Source organism: Octadecabacter ascidiaceicola (assembly GCF_900185015.1).
GTDB classification, from domain to species: Bacteria; Pseudomonadota; Alphaproteobacteria; order Rhodobacterales; family Rhodobacteraceae; genus Octadecabacter; species Octadecabacter ascidiaceicola.
Genome location: NZ_FXYD01000003.1, coordinates 159343 through 179353, shown reverse-complemented (window position 1 = coordinate 179353; position 20011 = coordinate 159343). Strand labels below are relative to the sequence as shown.

20 protein-coding genes and 1 tRNA gene are annotated in these 20011 nt (G+C 48.9%); 15 read left to right on the top strand and 6 right to left on the bottom strand.

What is annotated here, in order from left to right:
- The 4 genes from OCA8868_RS09670 to OCA8868_RS09655 all read left to right on the top strand — a co-directional run bounded on the left by OCA8868_RS09670 (position 1) and on the right by OCA8868_RS09655 (position 3834).
- Complete coding sequence (locus OCA8868_RS09670; RefSeq protein WP_093996382.1) at positions 1-1896, top strand: type IV secretory system conjugative DNA transfer family protein; 1896 nt, start codon at positions 1-3, stop codon at positions 1894-1896.
- Complete coding sequence (locus OCA8868_RS09665) at positions 1889-2437, top strand: hypothetical protein (RefSeq protein ID WP_093996381.1); 549 nt, start codon at positions 1889-1891, stop codon at positions 2435-2437. The genes OCA8868_RS09670 and OCA8868_RS09665 overlap by 8 nt, the downstream gene beginning before the upstream one ends.
- A gap of 38 nt (positions 2438-2475) precedes the next feature.
- On the top strand, positions 2476-2844 hold the full coding sequence (locus tag OCA8868_RS09660; protein ID WP_093996380.1) for a hypothetical protein: 369 nt from the start codon (positions 2476-2478) through the stop codon (positions 2842-2844).
- Between the two features lie 99 nt (positions 2845-2943).
- Positions 2944-3834, top strand: coding sequence for a hypothetical protein (locus OCA8868_RS09655; RefSeq protein WP_093996379.1), 891 nt, complete (start codon positions 2944-2946; stop codon positions 3832-3834).
- On the opposite strand, the gene OCA8868_RS09650 is transcribed toward OCA8868_RS09655, so the two are convergent.
- Positions 3821-4408 carry a recombinase family protein gene (locus OCA8868_RS09650; protein ID WP_245848159.1) on the bottom strand — a complete coding sequence of 196 codons (588 nt, stop codon included), beginning with the start codon at positions 4406-4408 and terminating at the stop codon, positions 3821-3823. The two genes, OCA8868_RS09655 and OCA8868_RS09650, sit on opposite strands and share 14 nt — an antisense overlap.
- A 190-nt stretch (positions 4409-4598) precedes the next feature.
- Here OCA8868_RS09650 and OCA8868_RS16510 point away from each other — a divergent pair, with 190 nt between their 5' ends.
- Complete coding sequence (locus OCA8868_RS16510) at positions 4599-4937, top strand: hypothetical protein (RefSeq protein WP_143849599.1); 339 nt, start codon at positions 4599-4601, stop codon at positions 4935-4937.
- Positions 4938-4956: 19 nt separating this feature from the next.
- Here the strand turns inward: OCA8868_RS16510 and OCA8868_RS09640 are convergent, their stop codons facing one another.
- From OCA8868_RS09640 to OCA8868_RS16730, 3 genes are all read right to left on the bottom strand, one after another.
- On the bottom strand, positions 4957-5463 hold the full coding sequence (locus OCA8868_RS09640; RefSeq protein ID WP_093996377.1) for an antirestriction protein ArdA: 507 nt from the start codon (positions 5461-5463) through the stop codon (positions 4957-4959).
- A gap of 719 nt (positions 5464-6182) precedes the next feature.
- Positions 6183-6887, bottom strand: coding sequence for a hypothetical protein (locus OCA8868_RS09635; protein WP_143849597.1), 705 nt, complete (start codon positions 6885-6887; stop codon positions 6183-6185).
- 22 nt (positions 6888-6909) lie between these two features.
- Entirely contained in the window at positions 6910-8535 is a 1626-nt protein-coding gene (locus OCA8868_RS16730; protein ID WP_218822678.1) for an SEN1985 family protein, read from the bottom strand.
- A gap of 158 nt (positions 8536-8693) precedes the next feature.
- On the opposite strand from OCA8868_RS16730, the gene OCA8868_RS09625 reads away from it, so the two are divergent.
- From OCA8868_RS09625 to OCA8868_RS09610, 4 genes are read left to right on the top strand one after another with little or no spacing between them, the layout of a single operon-like run.
- Positions 8694-9233, top strand: coding sequence for a hypothetical protein (locus OCA8868_RS09625; protein ID WP_093996375.1), 540 nt, complete (start codon positions 8694-8696; stop codon positions 9231-9233).
- The gene (locus OCA8868_RS09620) at positions 9230-12301 is read left to right on the top strand and encodes an HsdM family class I SAM-dependent methyltransferase (protein ID WP_093996374.1); all 3072 of its coding nucleotides are present in this window, start codon (positions 9230-9232) and stop codon (positions 12299-12301) included. Before OCA8868_RS09625 ends, OCA8868_RS09620 begins: the two co-directional genes overlap by 4 nt.
- Positions 12298-13002 carry a hypothetical protein gene (locus tag OCA8868_RS09615; RefSeq protein WP_093996373.1) on the top strand — a complete coding sequence of 235 codons (705 nt, stop codon included), beginning with the start codon at positions 12298-12300 and terminating at the stop codon, positions 13000-13002. The genes OCA8868_RS09620 and OCA8868_RS09615 overlap by 4 nt, the downstream gene beginning before the upstream one ends.
- 16 nt (positions 13003-13018) lie before the next feature.
- The gene (locus OCA8868_RS09610; protein ID WP_093996372.1) at positions 13019-13744 is read left to right on the top strand and encodes a phage exclusion protein Lit family protein; all 726 of its coding nucleotides are present in this window, start codon (positions 13019-13021) and stop codon (positions 13742-13744) included.
- On the opposite strand, the gene OCA8868_RS09605 is transcribed toward OCA8868_RS09610, so the two are convergent.
- The gene (locus OCA8868_RS09605; RefSeq protein WP_093996371.1) at positions 13717-14439 is read right to left on the bottom strand and encodes a hypothetical protein; all 723 of its coding nucleotides are present in this window, start codon (positions 14437-14439) and stop codon (positions 13717-13719) included. The genes OCA8868_RS09610 and OCA8868_RS09605 overlap by 28 nt on opposite strands.
- Before the next feature lie 214 nt (positions 14440-14653).
- Here OCA8868_RS09605 and OCA8868_RS09600 point away from each other — a divergent pair, with 214 nt between their 5' ends.
- The gene (locus OCA8868_RS09600; RefSeq protein ID WP_093996370.1) at positions 14654-14986 is read left to right on the top strand and encodes a hypothetical protein; all 333 of its coding nucleotides are present in this window, start codon (positions 14654-14656) and stop codon (positions 14984-14986) included.
- Complete coding sequence (locus tag OCA8868_RS09595; protein ID WP_093996369.1) at positions 14973-16538, top strand: recombinase family protein; 1566 nt, start codon at positions 14973-14975, stop codon at positions 16536-16538. The genes OCA8868_RS09600 and OCA8868_RS09595 overlap by 14 nt, the downstream gene beginning before the upstream one ends.
- Here the strand turns inward: OCA8868_RS09595 and OCA8868_RS09590 are convergent.
- Positions 16517-16591, bottom strand: a tRNA-Thr gene (locus OCA8868_RS09590). The two genes, OCA8868_RS09595 and OCA8868_RS09590, sit on opposite strands and share 22 nt — an antisense overlap.
- Positions 16592-16677: 86 nt before the next feature.
- Here OCA8868_RS09590 and OCA8868_RS16670 point away from each other — a divergent pair.
- From OCA8868_RS16670 to hisD, 4 genes are all read left to right on the top strand, one after another.
- Entirely contained in the window at positions 16678-16827 is a 150-nt protein-coding gene (locus tag OCA8868_RS16670) for a hypothetical protein (protein WP_179214833.1), read from the top strand.
- Positions 16828-16832: 5 nt separating this feature from the next.
- On the top strand, positions 16833-18104 hold the full coding sequence (murA, locus tag OCA8868_RS09585; RefSeq protein ID WP_093996368.1) for a UDP-N-acetylglucosamine 1-carboxyvinyltransferase: 1272 nt from the start codon (positions 16833-16835) through the stop codon (positions 18102-18104).
- Positions 18101-18577 (top strand): DUF2948 family protein, encoded by a 477-nt coding sequence (locus OCA8868_RS09580; RefSeq protein WP_093996367.1) that lies wholly within the window; start codon positions 18101-18103, stop codon positions 18575-18577. The genes murA and OCA8868_RS09580 overlap by 4 nt, the downstream gene beginning before the upstream one ends.
- A 127-nt stretch (positions 18578-18704) precedes the next feature.
- Positions 18705-20009, top strand: a complete 1305-nt coding sequence (gene hisD / locus OCA8868_RS09575) for a histidinol dehydrogenase (RefSeq protein ID WP_093996366.1) — start codon at positions 18705-18707, stop codon at positions 20007-20009.
- Positions 20010-20011: the final 2 nt, after the last annotated feature.

Below are 20011 nucleotides of genomic sequence, written 5' to 3'. Positions count from 1 at the left end.
ATGGATTGGAAAAAGACCCCATACGCACTGCCTGCGGTGGCACTGGGTGGGCTGTTTTTGTGCCTGTTTGTCATCTTCCCGATGGTTGGAATCTCAGTGCTGGGCAGTCAAAACCTGTCCCTCGCCCTCACTCTGTCCAAGATAATTATGATTTTGCTGGCTTCCGCGTGTGGGTTTGTTTTGGGGTGGTTTTTCTCACCTAGTGCAAAGGGTGTACGACACATTTTGTTGTGGTGCGCGGGGGCCGTTTTATTGGCTGCGGCCCTAATGCTGAATGGCTCACTTGGTTGGAGCGCCACCAGTGTCGTTGCCATTATTGGTTTCTTTGTTGCCCTCGGCCATTGGCTTAAACGCGCGACGCAATCATGGTTCAACCCGCCCGACACATTTGGATCAAGTCGCTGGGCAACCATGGATGATCTTGCAAAGCACAAAGTGCTTAATGACGACGGTATCCGTTTTGGTCAGTGCCTTGGAAAAGAGAATTTTGAGTGGATTTCCTATAAGGGGGATCGTCATCTTCTGACCATTGCGCCGACACGTTCGGGCAAAGGCACCACGCAGATCATTCCCAATCTGCTGACCTATGAGGGGTCAATGCTGGTGATCGATCCCAAAGGCGAAAACGCCATGATCACCGCCAAGCAGCGCATGAAAATGGGCCATGAGGTTCATATCGTTGATCCTTGGGGGATCGTTGATTTGGATTTGGTGAAAGAAGACGCTGAAACGGATGATGTTTTTGTTGTTAGCTCGCAAGGGGATGTGCGTTCAACAGATGATGCATCCGCGTTCAACCCCTTGGATTGGCTGCAAGACGGCGATCCCGACATAACTGAAAACGCGATGATCCTCGCCGATGCGTTGATCTTGCCTAATACAAGCAGTGATGCGTTCTGGGATGAAGAAGCCAAAGCACTCCTGCACGGCATCATTCTGTATGTTGCAACCGACCCTGCCGAAGATGGTCGGCGGCACTTAGGGCGCGTTCGTGAGTTGTTGCTGATGGACGGCAAAACGCTCAGGAAATTCTTCGAACACATGCTGACTTCAAGGCATCACATTGTGCAGAGCACGGGGGCGCGTTGTCTGCAAAAAGAAGAGAAATTGCTGGCCAACGTTTTTGCCTCGGCGCAAGCCCATACCCACTTTCTGGATAGTGAACGCCTGCGGAGCAGCTTGATTTCATCTAGTTTCAAGTTCGAAGACCTCAAAACAAAGCCAATCACGATCTATCTGGTTCTTCCTGCGGACCGCCTCAACACCTTCAGCCGTTGGCTGCGCCTTTTGATCCAGCAGGCCATTACCGTCAATGCCCGCAACATCCAGATCAAGCCGAAGAAACCCGTTTTGTTTGTCTTGGATGAGTTCGCAGCTCTTGGGCGTTTGACGATGGTTGAACAGGCTTACGGGCTGATGGCTGGATTTGGAATGCAGCTTTGGGCCATTGTCCAAGACCTTAGCCAGCTTGAACGCGTCTATGATAAGGGCTGGCAATCCTTCATCGCCAACGCTGGCATGGTGAACTATTTCGGGTCCTCTGATCAAAAGACCGCTGAATATTTCTCTGCCCTCTGTGGTGAGAAAACTGTCTGGAATTTTGGATCATCTGTGGCGGATGCGTTTGCAATGGCTACAGATGCCAATGGCAAGCGTTCAAGAACTGAAACAACAACCTTTACGTCCAATACAAGCGCCACTCAGCGCAAGCTTGCGTTTCCTGATGAACTGATGCGCCTGCATCCAGATTCCCAGCTTGTGTTCGTCGAAAATATGCACCCGATGAAAGCCTACAAAGAGAACTGGTTTGACGATGATGTGTTGAAGCATCTGGGCGTGAACCTACACCAATCCGACGAGATTGAAGCAACAGATCAGGATGTCAAAAATGATTGATTATTCCAAAGATGCCAAAGGGCCGTTCACGTTTAACGCTAAAAACACTCAGGCTTCGAAGAAGGACGCAAATCAGAGTCAAGAGGACGACAAAAAGAACTTAGATTGGCAACAACACACACCATCAAAAAACAAACCCGCTGCACCTGATTTGGCTCTTGGAGGTGGGAAGAAGAGCATTAGCTCTGGTAAAAAGACGCCGACCGAGGAGCTTACCGTCATACTCGATCCAGATGAGGTGCCAATGGAGTGGTCGCGCAAGATAGATAGCAATGGGCCTTCGAAGGATGGGTACTCCTTTGAACTCACACTCAAAAACGATGAAACAGAAATGGCGTTAGATGACAGCGATATTGATCACATTAGGCTACGGAAGGATGGTGTGAAAGTCGCTGAATTTAACAACGGATGGGAAAAGATTCCCGAAACAGTTCAGGATTGGGATGAGTTGGAAAAAGTAAAGAAGACTTTCACCGATACTGACCGCAAGTTTTATTCGATTGCATCCGACCCCGATAGAGACCCAGATCGGGATCGATAATTATTGAATTATGTCAGTATTTATGACATAATTTTCAAATGAAAGACCCCCTAGGCCCCGAACGAGATGGTGACAAATTAATCGGTCGTAAGATACCCAATCAATTCAACATAAGAGAGACCGTGGTTATGCCCAAAGGGGCATGGGATTACTTGGATTGGTTGCACTCTGAAGGCTACGACGTCACCAAATGGGTGCGCAAGATTGACACCAATCGAGAGCCAGAGAAAACCTATGGCGAATATCTTCTTGAGCGTGTTTGGGTCGAATGGTGTCATCGATACAGGACAGGACAGAAATGCCCCAACAACTCCGCTCCAAGGGATTACGACGAATATCTTGAGATGTTGGATGAAAGCGGCCTAGACACAACAGAAACCGAGTACGTCGAACCAACTTTGAATTAGGAAAACTGACGGTCGCCTAAGAGGTTTCCAAGTTCCAAACTACCCTAAAGCATTTGAAAATATGCAAAAATCCCACTTGTACACTCAGGTAAGTTTCCCATGAATTCAATAATTACAACCAAAATTCTGTCTCACACACATACCTTTGCGGATCGCACCTGGTACTATGACTTTCGAGAACTCTTCGATGAGTTCGAAGAAGGTAAAATCAAAACAAACATAAACGGCCTTTCCCAGCGGTACTCCAAAATTACAAAAGACTGGAGTTCCGAGCGAAACTCGGAATGGATTTGCCGGATTTACCTATCTGCCAAAATGATCCTCAGCGCGACCTTGCAGTTAGAGGCATTGCTCCACGCAAAACAGCAAAACTTACGTGTCGTTGCGCCTTATCTGGAGTACTATACGTTTCTGGCTCTTGTTCGAGCCGTCGTCTACACGCTGCCAGAGGTGGAGTGGGACGATGGCAAGCTTGTTGCGATTTCACATTCGAAGGCAATAAACATAGCCTTCGATGAGTTGGCAAAATACGATCAAGGAAAATCTCAAAACCTCAAACGATTAACACTGGATTTGAAGGCAAATAGAGAGCTGATTTCCTACAGATCACCTTCATCTGGAGATGGTGATCTTGTTGAGCATGATGACATCATACCGACAGCTACGCTGCTTGCAGAACTTGCACAGATGAACTCAGAATTACTGGAGCGTTCGATTCTCAAAAAAGCGAGGGAAGAAGACTACGTTTTTCTTCCTCAGTATGCAGCGCAGTTGTCAGAGGTTACTATCGAGGATCGCAACTTCTTTGACCGAGAGGACCACAACAGGCTGGGCTATTTGCGGCGGAAGTATCCTCTGCCTCCAAATATCATGCATGTAATGACCGAAGGTCACGTTGAAGACTATTTTGGAGCTTGGTGTGCGGATGAAGACAATCCCGATGTCTTTGATCCAGACCATGATTGGCGACTCATTTTTAATGTTCCTTAACTAGGCTAGGATTTCCTGTGAGAACGCGAAACGCTTCAAGGTCACTCAATGCCTTGTCCAGCACCCTTGAGTTTTTCCTAGGTCGTCCAACATGAACGCCACGCGCCTTTGCTGCTGCCATACCAGCCTTCGTGCGTTCTGATATCAATGACCGTTCATATTCTGCGAAAACCGCCAATTGGCCATACAGCATGCGCCCAACAGCGGTGGTCGTGTCGATGCCTTGGGTGATGGCCTGAAAATCCACGCCGCGATCTCTCAAATCGCTGAGAAGTTGCAGAAGGTGTATGGTTGAACGCCCCAGCCGATCCAACTTCCAAACCACCAGCGTATCTCCGTCTTTAAGACAATTCAGTACGTCATCCAGCCCACGCCGTTTTGTAATCGCACCTGAGACGCCGTGGTCGCCATAAATCACATCACAGCCCACTGCTCTGAGGGCATCGATTTGCAAATTTTCGCTTTGGTCCTTGTCGGATACGCGGACGTATCCAACCTTTCGTCCCGTTGGCTTTTTATCATCATTCATGCCTTGATCGTAGCAGGCAAAACCATTCTCACAATTGGGTTTCATGGCCGTTTCTCCGTTGCCAAAAGGGTTCCCTTTTCAAAGGCACTCAGGACAACGATTTGGGCGGTCAGAGAGCCTGAAATTTCCTGTGGAAAACAACGGACGGATGACTTCGCGGGTGAATTATGGCATCCCTATCAAAAGGGAACCCTTTTCAAGTTCTGGGATAGCCAGACCAGAAAAGGACCACGCCATGCACCAAACTGATTTGTATATCGCCATCGCAGTATCAGCATGTCTAGCGTTTGGTGTTCTGGCCTATTTTTTCTTTGGCGTCTCATGTCCACATTGCCGATCAAGAAAGTGGAAACGGGAAATTTCCAGACGATTGCTTTCTGAACGCATGGGACAAGAACGGCGTGATGTTACTTCGACCAGTACAGGTGTAATCAATGGGCGGTTGGCGACATCAACAAAAACGCAGACCCAGCACGTTCCAGTTCTTCGTCAAGAACATGAAGTGACCTATCTGTGCACGTCATGCGACAAGCAACTTGTCAGAACCGAAGAAACCAAGAAATCTGAGTTTTGATCCGTCTATCGAACGGCGCTTACGCCGCCCGATAGATCAGCCGTTCCCCTGCAATTTCTACCTCTGTGTAGTCCATAGCCAAATCATAGGCGATGGCGTCCATGTCGATGTAGTTGGCCAGATGATCAGGGATTTCGCCGAACAACCCTTCGTCGGCAAATTGCTCCGCCAGCTCTTTCATGCTGTCCACATGATAGATTTCAACGTCAAAATCTGATGGTGAAACGCTATCAGGATCAAAGCTGTATCCTGCCTCGCCAACGGCGATGACAAATACAGTTTTCTCGTGATCGTCCCAGCTTTCGCAGGCCTCAAAATACTGCCCGATGTTGGCTTGGTTGATCCCCCATGCTTTGGCCAGATCACAGTCGATATGATCCCCATCAATGAACTGGATTTCGTATTCCTCAACGGGACCGCCGTAGTCGTTGCGGTTGCTGATCGCCTTTGTCGAATACTCTTCAAGGCTCTCAAAATAGAACCCATTGGCGGAAATATCATACGGTTGAGCGTGTAGTTGCGGCATTGTCTTACTCCTCTTCTTTGTTCTGACGGGTTGCGCATGCAACCGTCTGGCTTCCGCCGAGGAGCGGGGGTGCAAGGATCAAAGGTGCCGCAGGCAGGACCAGAGCCACGCGCAGGTGCAGCACAGCGAACCGAGCATGGCGAGAACCCACCCTTTGATCAGCGCGGGGGCAGCCGCCCTAGTTGTCATGGGGGTATTGGGGGAGAAGACAATCTCCCCTGATTGGGGATCAATCGACCATAAGGATTGCGCAAGGCTTGGTTGCGAGGTGGAGAGGTCAAATCTCCAAATCCTGCGAGTGGGTCACAAGGGGCGACGATACGCCCTTTGGACGGGTTCAGCGCCGATGCGTTGACGGCATTCAATCCGCGCAGGGTTGATCTATGGGGTGTTGGGGAGAGATGAATTCTCCCTGACGAGGGATCAAACACAGATATGTTTGCATGGTCGTGACTGGCTCAATGCCAATCGCGGCCATCAGCTTTGGGGGATACAACGGGGGAGCGCAGCAACCCCCTTGTCAAGTCGTGTGGTACTACCACACACAACTTGCAGCATCACTTATGCTGTAAGATGGCCGCAGGGATCGCAGCGCATGGTGTCATCTGACACACAACTCGCAGCATGTCTTAGTACTGCACCAGTTAGAATGTTCCTTTTAAGCTAAGTGACCAAAAACGGTCATCTGACTAAAATTGTCAGATGTCCAATTGTCCATTTTACCCAAAAATGGAACTGGTTAACTCGGTAAATTGTGGTTGCGCAAAATTTGCCGTTTCAACTTTTTCAAAGTGAAAAACGAAGTGCTTAGCTTCGATAGTTTGGGCCTGAATATGAGGTTTTAGCTCCTCGATAAATTCCGAACCTGACCCAATGATAATTGGTATCATGTTGATAAAAACCCGAGAGTGTTCCACGCCCTCCTGTGCTGCGAAACCTTCGAATACGTCAGCGCTTATACGATCTCGTATCAATTCTCTTGATCCTGCACGCAGCCTGCTATCGCGGCTGGGCATATCAAGCAATATGCAGAAATCAGACCATGAAATATAATGATCAATAAATCCGCCGCCTTCCTCTCCTTCTCCAGCAGGAAAGTCGACAAGGAGGTAGTCCTGTCGACCGTTCTGCCGTGCATGCCTATGGGCGCTACGTATGCCGTTCGCTTTATTATGGTGTTTTGCGTTTCGGTAAGCCAGTACGGCACAGCAAAGAGGATTTCCGTAGAAATCAAAATTCACGCCATCTTGGGCGCGGGTTGCATCATATAGGCTGGCAAACGTATCAAGCATGCTCTTGCATGCCAGCTCTACGTTTCCAATTGCCTCATCGGCATCAACTAAAAAAAGTTCGCGATATCGACATTTTTGTTCGATAAATATGCGGAGGGATTGCGAAAAATCTTCAAATCTATCTGAAATCACCTTTGTTTACCCCTTGCTCGTATCATTCTATCACGCACCTTGGCTGAAGCACCTTCGCTTCGAATAAATCAGTGAATTGATCTACAACTGCTGTTCCAAAGAAATACTCTGGATTATACCATCTTCGGTGCTTAGATACACCGTCCAGTGCGAACCTAAATGTTAGTTGTCGTTCTATGTTGGAAAAACCGTTAGCAATCATGTCAGTGGTTGGCATCCAATCATAAAGATAGCGGCATTCGTCTAGAACAATCATATCCATATACATGGGAGTTTCTTTTGCCTGATACTTCCAACGAAGTGTTTTTTCGACATTCACATGGTAGGGCACGGCAACTTGGCGAAAGAGTAGCTCTATTATCTGGTGCGGCAAAAGTAGATCGCAAAATTGGTGATATTCTCGGAAGGAATGGTTCGCCACTATATTTTGCAATTTGGGTGACAGATTCTCGATAGCATGACTAGAAGCAAGCAAGGTAAATGTTAAATTCGAGATATTCCTGATGAGATCGTCTTTTCTATTTTCATTATGAAGTTGTGACAAAAACAAGTCTGCGAAAAGTCTGAAGTCTTCATCTTGCATGACAATCTGAGGGTAATTTTCATCACCAGCGTTTAGGGCCTTATCCAGCGCAGCAAACGCCCACAGTATAGGGTATTGTCCCGCGTCAACGATCACATCCCCGCCAGAGCTGTCGTCATCAAAGTGGAAGGAACTATTAAGAGCTGACTGATGGTCAGCTTTGCCAAGATTAGAGAAGAACTTTTTGTACACTGAGCTTTGCGCAGGAAATCTGCTATACGGTGAAACAAAGCTTGCGTGATCCATCATTAAGCGCGTAACAAACTGGCCATAGTAGTTATCTAAATTTTCGGAAACCATCTCTAACCATTTGTCAAAACTATACCCTTCGGCAATTGCTCCTTCGGTAAAACCTGAATCTGTCGCTTCACACTCGAGAAATTCCTTTGGGTACAAATAGCAAGCGACCAGTTTAGCCAACAAAGAACGCCCATGGCTATCACCATTTTCGGTTGGTAATGAAACATTTGTGACAATAATTCCTGGGGAATTAAGTGCGTGGCGAGCCAAGATTCTTGAAATTGCAAGAAGTGTCTTTTGCTTCTTATTTCGACTAGGCAGCGATCCGCAAAAATCTAAGTATATGATGTCAAATTTCTGCGGAGATGCCTCCAAGAATACATCTATTCCTCCGTGAATAATTTTTACGAACGGGAATTCTGACGCGAGAGCTGCGGCTATCGCTTGGCCGTAAGTTGTGGTGTCTGTTTCGAAGGCCCAGATATTTTCAGGAAGAATACCCGCTGCTGTCAATACGCGTAAATCATTCTCAGGGTTAGGTCCGCAAAGATAAGCTACTTTGAGGTTTTTTGGTTCTTTCGATTGGCTAACTGAATCATAAAATGCCTCCCATCGGTCGATTGTAGTATTTTGTAATTTCTTAGCTTCAAGTGCATCATATCCATTTTCGCTGGTGGCGAGATAATCACGAACCTCCCTCACGTATGATCGCCGACACAATGTGGCGGTCCTGCGATTCTTGGTCAGGCAATCAACAGCACTATTAATGGCAAATTTTCGCGCGGTTTCCTTAGATTTTTCATTATACGTTTTTGGTGGTGGCATGGAAAATTCTTTTTATTAAAAGGTTTGAGTGAACTATATATAGCATAACCGAGAGCTTCCATTTTGTCGTATTTTTCTACAGTCAGTTCAGCTTCATTTGAAAAACGCTTCACACATGCACTAAATTTTCTAAAACTGCGTACCGTAGACCTTTGAGGTTGTTCGAAGGGAAGAATATTGGTGAAAAAGCTGTAGCAAGTCAGTTAAAAATGTTGTATACAACAAAAATGCCTGTTCATCCCGCCATTCGCTTCACCACCCAGCAAGCCCGTTCCGTTGCGGGCGTCTCTCCAGAGGCTTGGCGTCATTGGCGAAAAAATCTGTCTTACTTTGAAGCGAAAAAAGGCAAAGCTGCCAAGTTTTCAATGGGTGAAGTAGTTGCGCTCTGTGCGGTCAAAGACATTGTGGGTCATTTTGGCATTAGGGTTACTATGCTATCCGCCAGCATTGATCAAATTTTTCAAGCCTCTGCGCCAATGAGTCTTCTTTTATTGCAAGACTGCTCTTTTGTTTTAACCCCCGCGAGTGGTCGAGTACTCAAGGTGGACCAAATTACTGACCTTCCATGTTCTGCAATTGTCATACGCTGCGAGCATTTCGTCGATCAAATACTGAAAGCAACGTTTCAAAATTCTGACGAAGTACATCAAAAAAACCTGCCGTTCCCACCAACAGCCATCATGCGTGGTTCATCATGAATAACCCGATTGAGTTGGTCGCCGAATTTCTCGGCTATAAAGGTGATTCTGGCTTCGTATCTGGAGCAGATTTTGCCAACCTACCGAACCACAAACATGCTTTGAGAGTTGCAACAAGCGGCATGTTTGTAAAAGCTGCATTTGGGTTGTGGACTGGTGGGAATGGCGCACTGGCGTCGTCTGGTCATAAGCGGTTCACTCCCATGGTCTATTTGGCGCACGTGGAGAGTAAGGAGCAAGCAAAGCATGTACACCGCAGTGTATGGAGCCAAGGCCTTGCACCCTATCTTATAATCTGCTCACCAAACACTATTTGGTTCTGTCAAGGATTTGGCTATAGTGGTGCGGACTGGGAAGCCCAAGTCAAAGAGTTCGAAGTATCCGAATTGCTTAATCCAGAGCCAAGCAGTGATCTCACAAACACTCTGAATCCAATCAGCGCCAAAACGCTTCGAAGCTCATTAGCATGGCGCGACGAAGCACGTCTTGCAGATGAATTCGTAGATGAGCGTTTACTACAATCGCTTGCAGAGCTGTCAATCATATTTACGCAACACACGACTGACGGTGAGTCAATCCCACCGACAGCGGTAAACGCATTGATTGCTAGACTACTCTACTTCTACTTTTTGGTGGACCGAAAGTTCATCACTGAAGAACGTTTAAGCGCATGGGGGCTCGCGGGAATCAGTATTGATGGAGATAGTCATTGGTCTCTAAAAGATACGAAAGAGTTATTCGGGCGACTAGATGAAGTCTTTAATGGTAGTATTTTCCCGCTGTCTCAAGATCACATCGATTCATTCAACGAAGATCATGTCAATCAGCTCCGCCGAGTTCTTAGGTCAGGAGAGACCGCAGCAGGACAATTAAGCTTCTTCGATTACGATTTTGCCACAATCAGAACTGAAACGTTATCCGCAATCTACGAGATGTTTCTTCGCAATGAGTCCGAAAACGCAGGAAAACAGTTTGGAGCGTTTTATACCCCTCCTTATGTGGCAGACTACACTTTAGATAGACTAGAAGACCAAAAACCATTTAACCGCGGGACAAGGATATTGGACCCTGCGGCGGGTTCTGGTGTGTTTCTTGTCGGAGCATATCGCAGAGTCGTAGAGGCTTGTCTGCCGCAAGGGGTCACACAATTACCGCTAGACGATCTTCACGACCTCATGATGAATAGCATTTTCGCGGTGGAATTGAACGAAACGGCCTGTCACGTTGCGGCTTTTAGCCTATATCTTACGATGTTGGACTACGTCGATCCCGCCGAAGCTAATGACTATACAAGTTGGCCCGTGATTGATGGGAAAAAGAGGCTGTTCCCGTCAATGCTTACCGCCGATCCACAGGGCTTGGCGAATATCAAAGCTGCGGACTTTTTCTCTGCTGAGGTCAGTGGCGTCAAGTGCGACGTTATCGTTGGCAACCCACCTTGGGTATCACTAGCACAGCTCAAAAGCAGTGATGCGACAGCATATAATAAACGCACCAAGGCCCCGATAGGCAATAAACAAGTAGCAGAACTATTCATGTGGAAGGCATATCAAGATCATCTTGAGGATGATGGCCTCATCGGCCTATTATTGCCGCAAAAGAGTTTGGTGAATGTATGGTCAAAGAAATTCACTCACTTCTTGCGTTCCTCTTGCGAAATAATTGGTATCGCTGATCTTGCGCACCTTAGGTACAAACTGTTCCGCCGTTCAGGTGTAAGGACCGCTGGTTCGGAGGATCGATCTGCATCAAAAAGCGCTCGACTATCCACAGCAGCCATCATTTTGAGAAAAAATACACCTGAAGAAGATCATCAATTCTGGACCTTTCGCCCACTCATTTCTTTGCAGCCTCAGAGCAAACGTGGGCGGCTTTGGATCGTCATTCATGACTGGACACAAGTTCACTGGCACAACCAAATTGAAACTGACGACAGGGCTTGGCCTCGCCTCTTTACCTGTACTCAAATAGATCGTCACATTATGAAAAATATGGACGAGTATATCGAAACAGGGCGGTTCAAAAGCCTCAGCTCTTTAAGAGATTTAGTGGGTTTAAACTTTACAATCAAAGATAACAATAACCTGGAATCACAGTTCCTTCTGTCAGCAGACCCAAGGTCAGAAACCTACTGGCGCAGGCAGCTTGGGTTAGACCGAGAACTGTTCAAGGTAGAAAATAGTGCTGTCCCCTTGCCTTTGGAGCAATGGGATAAGGCATCACATGGTGAAAAGGTCTTTTTAACGGGTCATGTGGTCTTGATGCCTAGAACCTGTGAGACAGCAATCTATGTGGAGCGGCCTATTGCCACTAAATCTTTTGTTATCGGAAGTTTTAACCAAGCCTACGATGAGGAATTGTCCAGCCAACAGGTAGTTTTCCTGAAGGCGGTGGCAGCTTATATGTCGACCAAAATTTTCAAATACTTATGTTTTGTCAATGGTCGCAGAATGACAATCGATAGAGTCAGTGTTGAATTGTCTGCTGTTACAAGCCTTCCGTGGCCTTTTGGCGGCCTCGATGATGATCAACTTATCAAATTTGTTGATGCTGAACCTTCTGAGCGCGAGCAGATCGTGGGTGATGCATTACGGCTCGATTCTTTCTACAAATCTGTGATTAGTGAATTTTCGTCACTGCGTAAGGGGTTTTCTGACGGAGCGACTCCAACTGAAGCAATTTCATCAGTAACTTCTCAACAGCTCGTCGATTATCGAGAAGCGATGATGTCGCAAGTAGATAGGGGGAAAGGAAATTACAGCGTTTCCTCGACCTCACTAGACGGAAATCTAGTGGCAACAGAGATCCGATATGTTCGCAAGAATGTTTGCCAGAATGAAGTGGGGCTAAACGATCATTTTTTGAAAGAAGCAATTGCAGCATATGAAAGACAAGGTGCAAGTGGCATGACGCAAAGTCGTTATCTCTGGCATTCTCGAAAGGGCATGACAACAATTTTGATCAAACCTGAAGAACGCATGCATTGGACTCTTGAGCGTGCTTTTTCTGACGCCGATCTGATTTTGGCCGCAGCAATGTCTGGCTTGAATAGCGCGGAAGCCGCATGACTAAAGAAATATCGCTCGAGCAATGGTTGATTGGTCAGGGCCTAACACCACAAGAAGCTGATCTCTGGTGTGATTTCATCTCTGAATCCTTTGATCTTATTGACGATGGGTATGCATTGCTTTGCAAGCCGAACGAATGGAATTCATTTCTAAACGGCTGTCATACCCAAAGCCCAACCGAACCCGAAATAACTTCAGGACTCGGTGATCGGATGAAGAGGCTTCAAGCAGACGCCCCTATGGAGAGTAGTAGAGATAGACTTCAGGTGGCGTATGAGGTTGCTACGTTGGGCGATGAAAGCCATGGCATCAGAAAACCTAAGGCTGATTTTGAAATACGCCGAAAATTTGAAGCAGGTTATTCAGCTGCTTATGTGATCGAGGCAAAGCCTCTTAGAACACCCGCAGATATGAATAGTCGTTACCTTGGTGATGAGGGCATTGGTTGCTTCTTAGAGAGGGAACCGCCGTATTCAAAAGATAAAGTGGTTGGTATGATGGGATATTCATTCAAAAATCACTCAAGTTGGGAACCATTGTTGACGGAAAAAATCACCGCTATTGGAGCTACAAAAGGGCTAGTCCAAATCACATTACCAAGTGGACGAAAATGTAAGGTTTCTGAGCATGAAAGAACAGCAATTGGCCTTCCAATGGCAACTGTTACACACACGATTTTAGATTACACACAGTCGATATAGTCAGCTATTTATCTAGGTGTTTAAACAAATTTTCAAACTTACCTTAGATAAGACACGTTCAAAGCGATGGATTGCCCTTCACGAGCGCGCCCATATCGAGCTAGGCCATTTCTCTATCCTCGAAGGTGTTCCGACGTTCAATCTGGTTTCGAAGTCAGGCAAGTCTCAGGTTCGAGAACCTGACCTGCCGCGTGATCTTTGGGATAAGGTGGAGCGGTGTTTGGAATTGCAAGCAGATCATGAGGCTTTGGAAAAAATGCTCGGCAACATGGACGAGGTCGATTGGGTCGAGTTGCGTGTCACGATTGCCAGTATAGCCTCTGTAATGGTGCTGATTGAGAAGGCTGACGCAGACAACCCCAATCCAAGTGAGACCCATCCCAAGGCGGCGACGCGAATATTTCAGCTACTTGGGCATGTGGGCGAGATGTGGTCGATTGGCGCTTCGCTAAATGCTAATAATCTGCCAGATACTGAGCGCATTCAGGAGTTTGTAAAAGAGGTGATTTTGCCTGCCTATTTTGATGCGGTTGAGATGGCAAGATCAGCCGAGGCCACAAGTTTCATAGATGATCTAGGTAATCCTGAAATTTTCTTTGCAGATATTGCCCATGCCAAACTTGGTAAATGGGATCAGTTGAAAACAGTTGGCGCGAAGGAATGGGCCGAGCTGAAAGACGCCAATGAGCAAATTTTGCCATTGGTCTATAAATTTCAGGCAGAGAATAAAACGTCGATATAGTGCAGATTTGCAGTTTGGCCGATATCCCTGATGTCGGGTGTGCAAGGCAAGTCATTTGCATCTTGCGAGACAACGACGGCAAAGCGATGCACGTCCAAATCGCTTTCTTCAGAAAGCCGTTCAATTTCACCATTCGTATCAATTGGGAAATAAGGTTCATCACTTCGTAGTTGGAAGATATGAGAGCCATTCGGACCTAACGGCATCACGTGCCATTTCCCTTTGTACTGCTCAAACCCGATAGCATGTGCGCGGACGTCGGACCGAAGAAAAAAGCAAAACTCCTCCCCAAGTTTAAGTGTAGCGTCTAGCGCATCACGATCCTTGATCTTTTTGATGAGGTTCAATTCGCCCTTGGTAAAGCGTTTGATCTGTAGTTGTCCGCGTATGCCGTGCTCCTCGATATAGTCATCCCATGCGTTTGTATGCGGTTTTGGAAATAATCTGGGATCAACTGCATGTGCCGTCTCAAGGTGGTTTTTTGCGATCCAAGCATGGATCAGCTTGGCCTTGGGGCGTCCGATGGTGCCGCTACGAAAATTGGACAGATAATCGGTGCCCACCATCAGCTTGTGACCGAAGGCCTGCTCCATAATGTTTTCCACGCTCAGGTTGGTGGTATCCGCGATTGCACGAGCGACGTGATAAAGGGCGGCACGGTCGACCTTGGTCGCTGTCTTCCAATTGTTATCCACATCAAAATCCTTGGCTCAAAACTACCCGATTTTACCCGCAACCTACGGCCATTGCAGTGATATTTTAGGATATCCAAACCTCAAAGCCAGAAAATTCTCGCTTTGGGTCTTGGGAATATTATCCTATGATGTTCCACTTACGTTCTCTCGCGGTGAGAGGCAACAAAGGAGCCCCCCAACCAGAGAAACGCCAAGAGGCAGAAAGAGACAGGCCATGACCGACATTCCCCCAGAGTTTAATCCAGAAACGGCCCCACCAAGCCTGACGATTGATTGGGATGCCTATCTGCTCTTCTTCGAAGATGAGGATATCTCAGATGAAGACAAGCGCGAGTTGATTGAGGCGTTATGGTCGATTGTCGTCAACTTTGTTGATCTTGGTTTCGGCGTTCACCCTCTCCAGCAGGCTTGTGGAAAAGACATCTCTTTGGCTGAAGTGCCGATACGAGATGTGCTAAACTTAGATAATACAACATCAGAATTCGAACAGGCATTAGCCCCACATCGCGATGGGTCGAGTGAAAGGAATCCGCATGCGTCAGAGTAGATACACAAAACCAAATACAGATACTCCGAGGCAGGCGCTGATCTATTGCCGCGTGTCATCACGGGCGCAAGAAGCGGATGGTCATGGTCTTCAGAGCCAAGAAACCCGTTGTCGTGAATTTGCTGCATCGCAGGGACATGAAGTCGCTGCGGTGTTTCCAGATACGATCACAGGCGGCGGTGATTTCATGAAGCGACCCGGAATGGTGGCGCTGCTGTCATTCCTGGACGCTCAACCAGATACGCAGTTTGTCGTGATCTTCGATGATCTCAAACGCTTTGCACGGGACACACGGTTTCACCTTGATCTGCGTGAGGCGTTCCGTGTGCGCGGTGCGACGATTGAATGTTTGAATTTCAAGTTCGATGAAACACCCGAAGGTGAATTTATTGAAACGATCATGGCTGCTCAAGGTGCATTAGAGCGCAAGCAAAACGGTCGGCAAGTGGCGCAAAAGATGAAAGCGCGGATGCAGTTGGGATACTGGGTCCACAACGCACCTGTTGGCTTTCGATACAAGACCGTAAAAGGCCATGGTAAATTGCTGCACCCAGACGAGCCACACGCCAGCACGGTGCGCGAGGCCATCGAAGGATTTGCAATTAGGCGGTTTCAAACACAGGCCGAAGTGAAGCGATTTCTGGAATCCAAATCTGATTATCCACACATAAAAGACGGTAAGGTTCGGGACAAACGTGTCACGGATTTACTGACCAACCCTCTCTATGCGGGTTACGTCTGTAGCGAGGTTTATGAACTGAATTGGCTGAAGGGGCAACATGAACCGCTTGTATCTATGGCGACATTTGAAAAGGTGCAGGCACGCCTTAACGACACAGGCTACGCCCCTGCACGCGCAGATATCGGCGAGGACTTCGCCTTGCGCGGTTTTGCTACGTGTGGCGATTGCGGAGCCAAGCTGCGCTCTTCTTGGTCAAAGGGGAAGACCAAATATTATCCTTATTACCTGTGCCACACGAAGGACTGTGAAAGTTACGGGAAGTCCATCTCACGTGCCAAAATTGAAGGATCGTTTGAGGAAGTCGTAAAGTCACTGCAACCCAGCCCGACATACATGGTCTTGGTAAAGAAGATGTTCAAAAGAGCGTGGGAGGGTCGTATAGAACACACCAAAGACGTTGCACGTTCCACGAAACGGCAAATCACTGAAACTAATACTCAAATCGAAGCTTTGCTTACTCGCATCATGCGCTCGAATGACGATTCAATCATTGGCGCTTACGAAAAAAGGATCGCAAAATTGGAAAGATCAAAGGTGCTTATGGTCGAAAACCTCACAAAAACGCCGAAAAAATCGAACAGCTACGAAGCATTCCTAGAACTCGCCCTTACAGTGCTCTCAAACCCTTGGAAAATATGGGAAAGCGGCGATGCGAACTTGCGCAGAATCGTGCTGAGATTGGGGTTTTCAGGCGGATTTTCGTATCATCGCATTGACGGACCTAGAACACCAGAAATAGCGTTGCCATTCAAGGCGTTAGATATGATTTCAGGGGGTATAAAAGTTAATGGTGCTGCTAGGGAGAATTGAACTCCCGACCTCGTCATTACCAATGACGCGCTCTACCACTGAGCTACAGCAGCAACCGATGGAGGGCGAAGTAGACGTAAATTGCTGTTTCCGCAAGCCCTGACTGGACGGTTTTTACGCGTTCAGGTAACAGGTTGTCATGAGCAGTAAACCGACATCCAAAGGACCACAAACACGCGAAGACCGGCTAAAGGCCGCGTTGAAGGCAAACCTTGGGCGTCGTAAGGTGCAAGCACGCGCGAAAGCGTCAAAAGAAGCGGGCGAAAAAGCCCCAAGTGAGAAAGAGTAACAGGCATGGATTCCATCGTAGTACGCGGCGGCAAGTCGCTGTCAGGGCAAATTGAAATTGCGGGCGCAAAGAACGCGGCGTTGACGCTGATGCCTGCCACCTTGCTCAGTGACGAGCCGCTGACGCTGACCAACACGCCACGCCTGAGCGACATCAAAACGATGACGCTGTTGCTGGAATCGCTGGGTGCCGAGATTTCATCGCTGCAAGATGGTAAGGTGCAGACCATGTCGTGCCACGGTGCGATCAACACGACGGCGGATTACGATATCGTGCGTAAGATGCGTGCCTCTAACCTTGTGCTGGGCCCGCTTCTGGCGCGTGAAGGCCATGCGATTGTGTCGCTGCCAGGTGGCTGTGCGATTGGCGCGCGTCCAATGGATATTCACACCGATGGTCTGGCCAAAATGGGCGCAGAGATTGATTTGAAAGACGGCTATCTGCACGCGAAAGCGGATGGTGGCAAGCTGAAGGGCGCCGTGATTGATTTCCCGTTTGCCTCCGTTGGGGCGACCGAGAACATTATGATGGCGGCGACATTGGCGAAGGGCACAACCGTTATTAACAACGCCGCACGCGAGCCTGAGATCGTCGATTTGGCGGACTGCCTCCGAAAAATGGGCGCACAGATTGAAGGTGATGGAACGCCTAGCATCACAATCCAAGGCGTTGATCGTCTGCACGGTGCCACGCACCCCGTTGTGACGGATCGGATTGAGCTTGGCACCTACATGCTTGCCCCTGTGATCGCAGGCGGTGAGGTTGAGTGCCTTGGTGGGAAAATGTCACTGGTAGGCGCGTTTTGCGAAAAACTGGACGCCGCTGGTGTGTCAGTTGAAGAAACCAAGACTGGCCTGAAAGTGAAGCTGAAAGGTGATCGCCCAAAAGCCGTGGACGTGACGACTGAACCGTTCCCAGGCTTTCCGACCGATTTGCAGGCACAGATGATGGCGATGCTTTGCTTTGCGGAAGGCACATCTGTGCTGGAAGAGAAGATTTTTGAAAACCGTTTCATGCACGCGCCAGAATTGGAACGCATGGGGGCGCATATCGAAGTACACGGCGGTACGGCCACTGTGACAGGTGTTGAAAAGATGAAAGGTGCGCCCGTTATGGCGACCGATTTGCGGGCGTCTGTGTCTTTGATTTTGGCGGGGCTTCGCGCCGAGGGCGAAACGCAGGTGAACCGCGTTTATCACCTTGATCGCGGGTATGAAGACGTTGCGGGCAAGCTGGGCAAAGTCGGCGCAGACATTGAACGGGTCGCAGGACGGTGAGCGACGCAACCTTCGAAGATGGCGCGGAAAAACCGCTACGCCTAAAGGCGCTCGACGCTGAGGACCTCGGCGTATTGTCGGGCTTCATTCAGGACGCGGTTTTCCCGGGGCCCGAGATGAAGTGGGACAGAAACGCGCGCCGTTTTGCGTTGTTGTTGAACCGGTTTCGCTGGGAAGATGTGGCAAACGCGGAAACCCGCAGCCGCGCCTACGAGCGTGTGCAGTCGGTTTTAGTGATTGAGGACGTTGTGCGCGTTCAAACGCAAGGCGTAGACGTTCGTGACAGTGACATGGTGCTGTCAGTGCTGGCCGTAACTTTTGAAGCGGGTGAGGACGGTGGCGGCTATGTGTTGCTGACCCTCGCGGGCGACGGTGCGATCCGTGTCGAAGTCGAAGCCCTTGAGGTGGTGTTGAAAGATGTGACGAGGCCCTATGTAGCACCGTCGAAAGCGAAACCAGAACATCCGGAGTAGGCGCGTGCCGCGAGCGGGGAGGGGGCCAGCCCCCGTCGCTAAAGCGACTCCCCCGGGATATTTATAAAACAAAAGCAAACATGAAAGCCGCGAAGCGACAGGTGTTTGCAAATAGGACGACCGAGATATGCCGCAGTTTTTGAGCACTAAGGATGAAGGCTTTGAGAGCGCGTTTCAGGCATTGCTTGGGGCTAAGCGCGAAGACAGCCCGGATGTGGATGCGGTTGTTGCGGATATCATTGCCGATGTGCGTGCACGCGGTGATGCGGCCGTACTGGAGCTAACGGCGAAGTTTGACCGCCTTGAGTTGGATGCCGCTGGGTTGCGGTTTTCAGCGGCTGAGATTGATGGCTATTGCGCTCAGGTCAGCGCAGAAGATCGCGAAGCACTGGAGATGGCGGCGGAACGTATTCGCGCATACCACGCGCGCCAGATGCCTGAGGATGCGTTTTGGGAAGATGATGCGGGTGCGTCACTTGGGTGGCGCTGGAGCGCGGTTTCGGCGGCTGGATTGTATGTTCCGGGTGGAATTGCGACCTACCCGAGTTCTGTGTTGATGAACGCGATTCCTGCGAAAGTCGCGGGTGTGGGGCGCTTGGCGATGGTCGTGCCGACGCCGGATGGGGATGTGAACCCCCTTGTGTTGCTGGCGGCGCGCATTTCAGGGGTGAACGAAGTTTACCGTATTGGTGGTGCGCAAGCTGTTGCTGCGCTGGCGTATGGCACGGAAACGATTGCACCTGTTGATAAGATCACTGGACCGGGGAACGCATTTGTAGCGGCCGCTAAGCGACGTGTATTTGGCAAGGTCGGGATTGATATGATCGCGGGGCCGTCTGAAATCTTGGTGATTGCTGATAAGGACAATGACCCTGACTGGGTTGCACTGGATCTGTTGTCTCAGGCTGAACACGACGAGTCTGCGCAGTCGATCCTGATTACGGATGATGCGGCGTTTGGGCAGGCTGTTGCGGATGCTGTGGAAAAGCGACTGCAGACCTTGGAGCGCCGTGCGGTTGCTGGCCCGAGCTGGCGCGATTTTGGGGCCGTCATTACTGTTGAAAATATGGATGAAGCGATTGTTTTATCTGACAGAATTGCGCCAGAACATTTGGAGCTATGTGTTGCAGATGCCGACGAGATGGCTGGTAAAGTTACTCACGCGGGGGCGATTTTCATCGGTGCGTGGACGCCCGAGGCGATTGGGGACTACGTTGGTGGGCCGAACCATGTTTTGCCAACCGCGCGGTCTGCGCGGTTCTCAAGCGGGCTGTCTGTGATGGATTTCCTGAAGCGAACTACGCTTGCGCGGATGACGCCAGAGGCGCTGAATGCGATTGGGCCCGCTGCGGAACGGCTTGCCATTTCGGAAAGTTTACAGGCACATGGGCTGAGCGTTCGTGCGCGACTCGACAAGTTAAATAGGGACTAAGG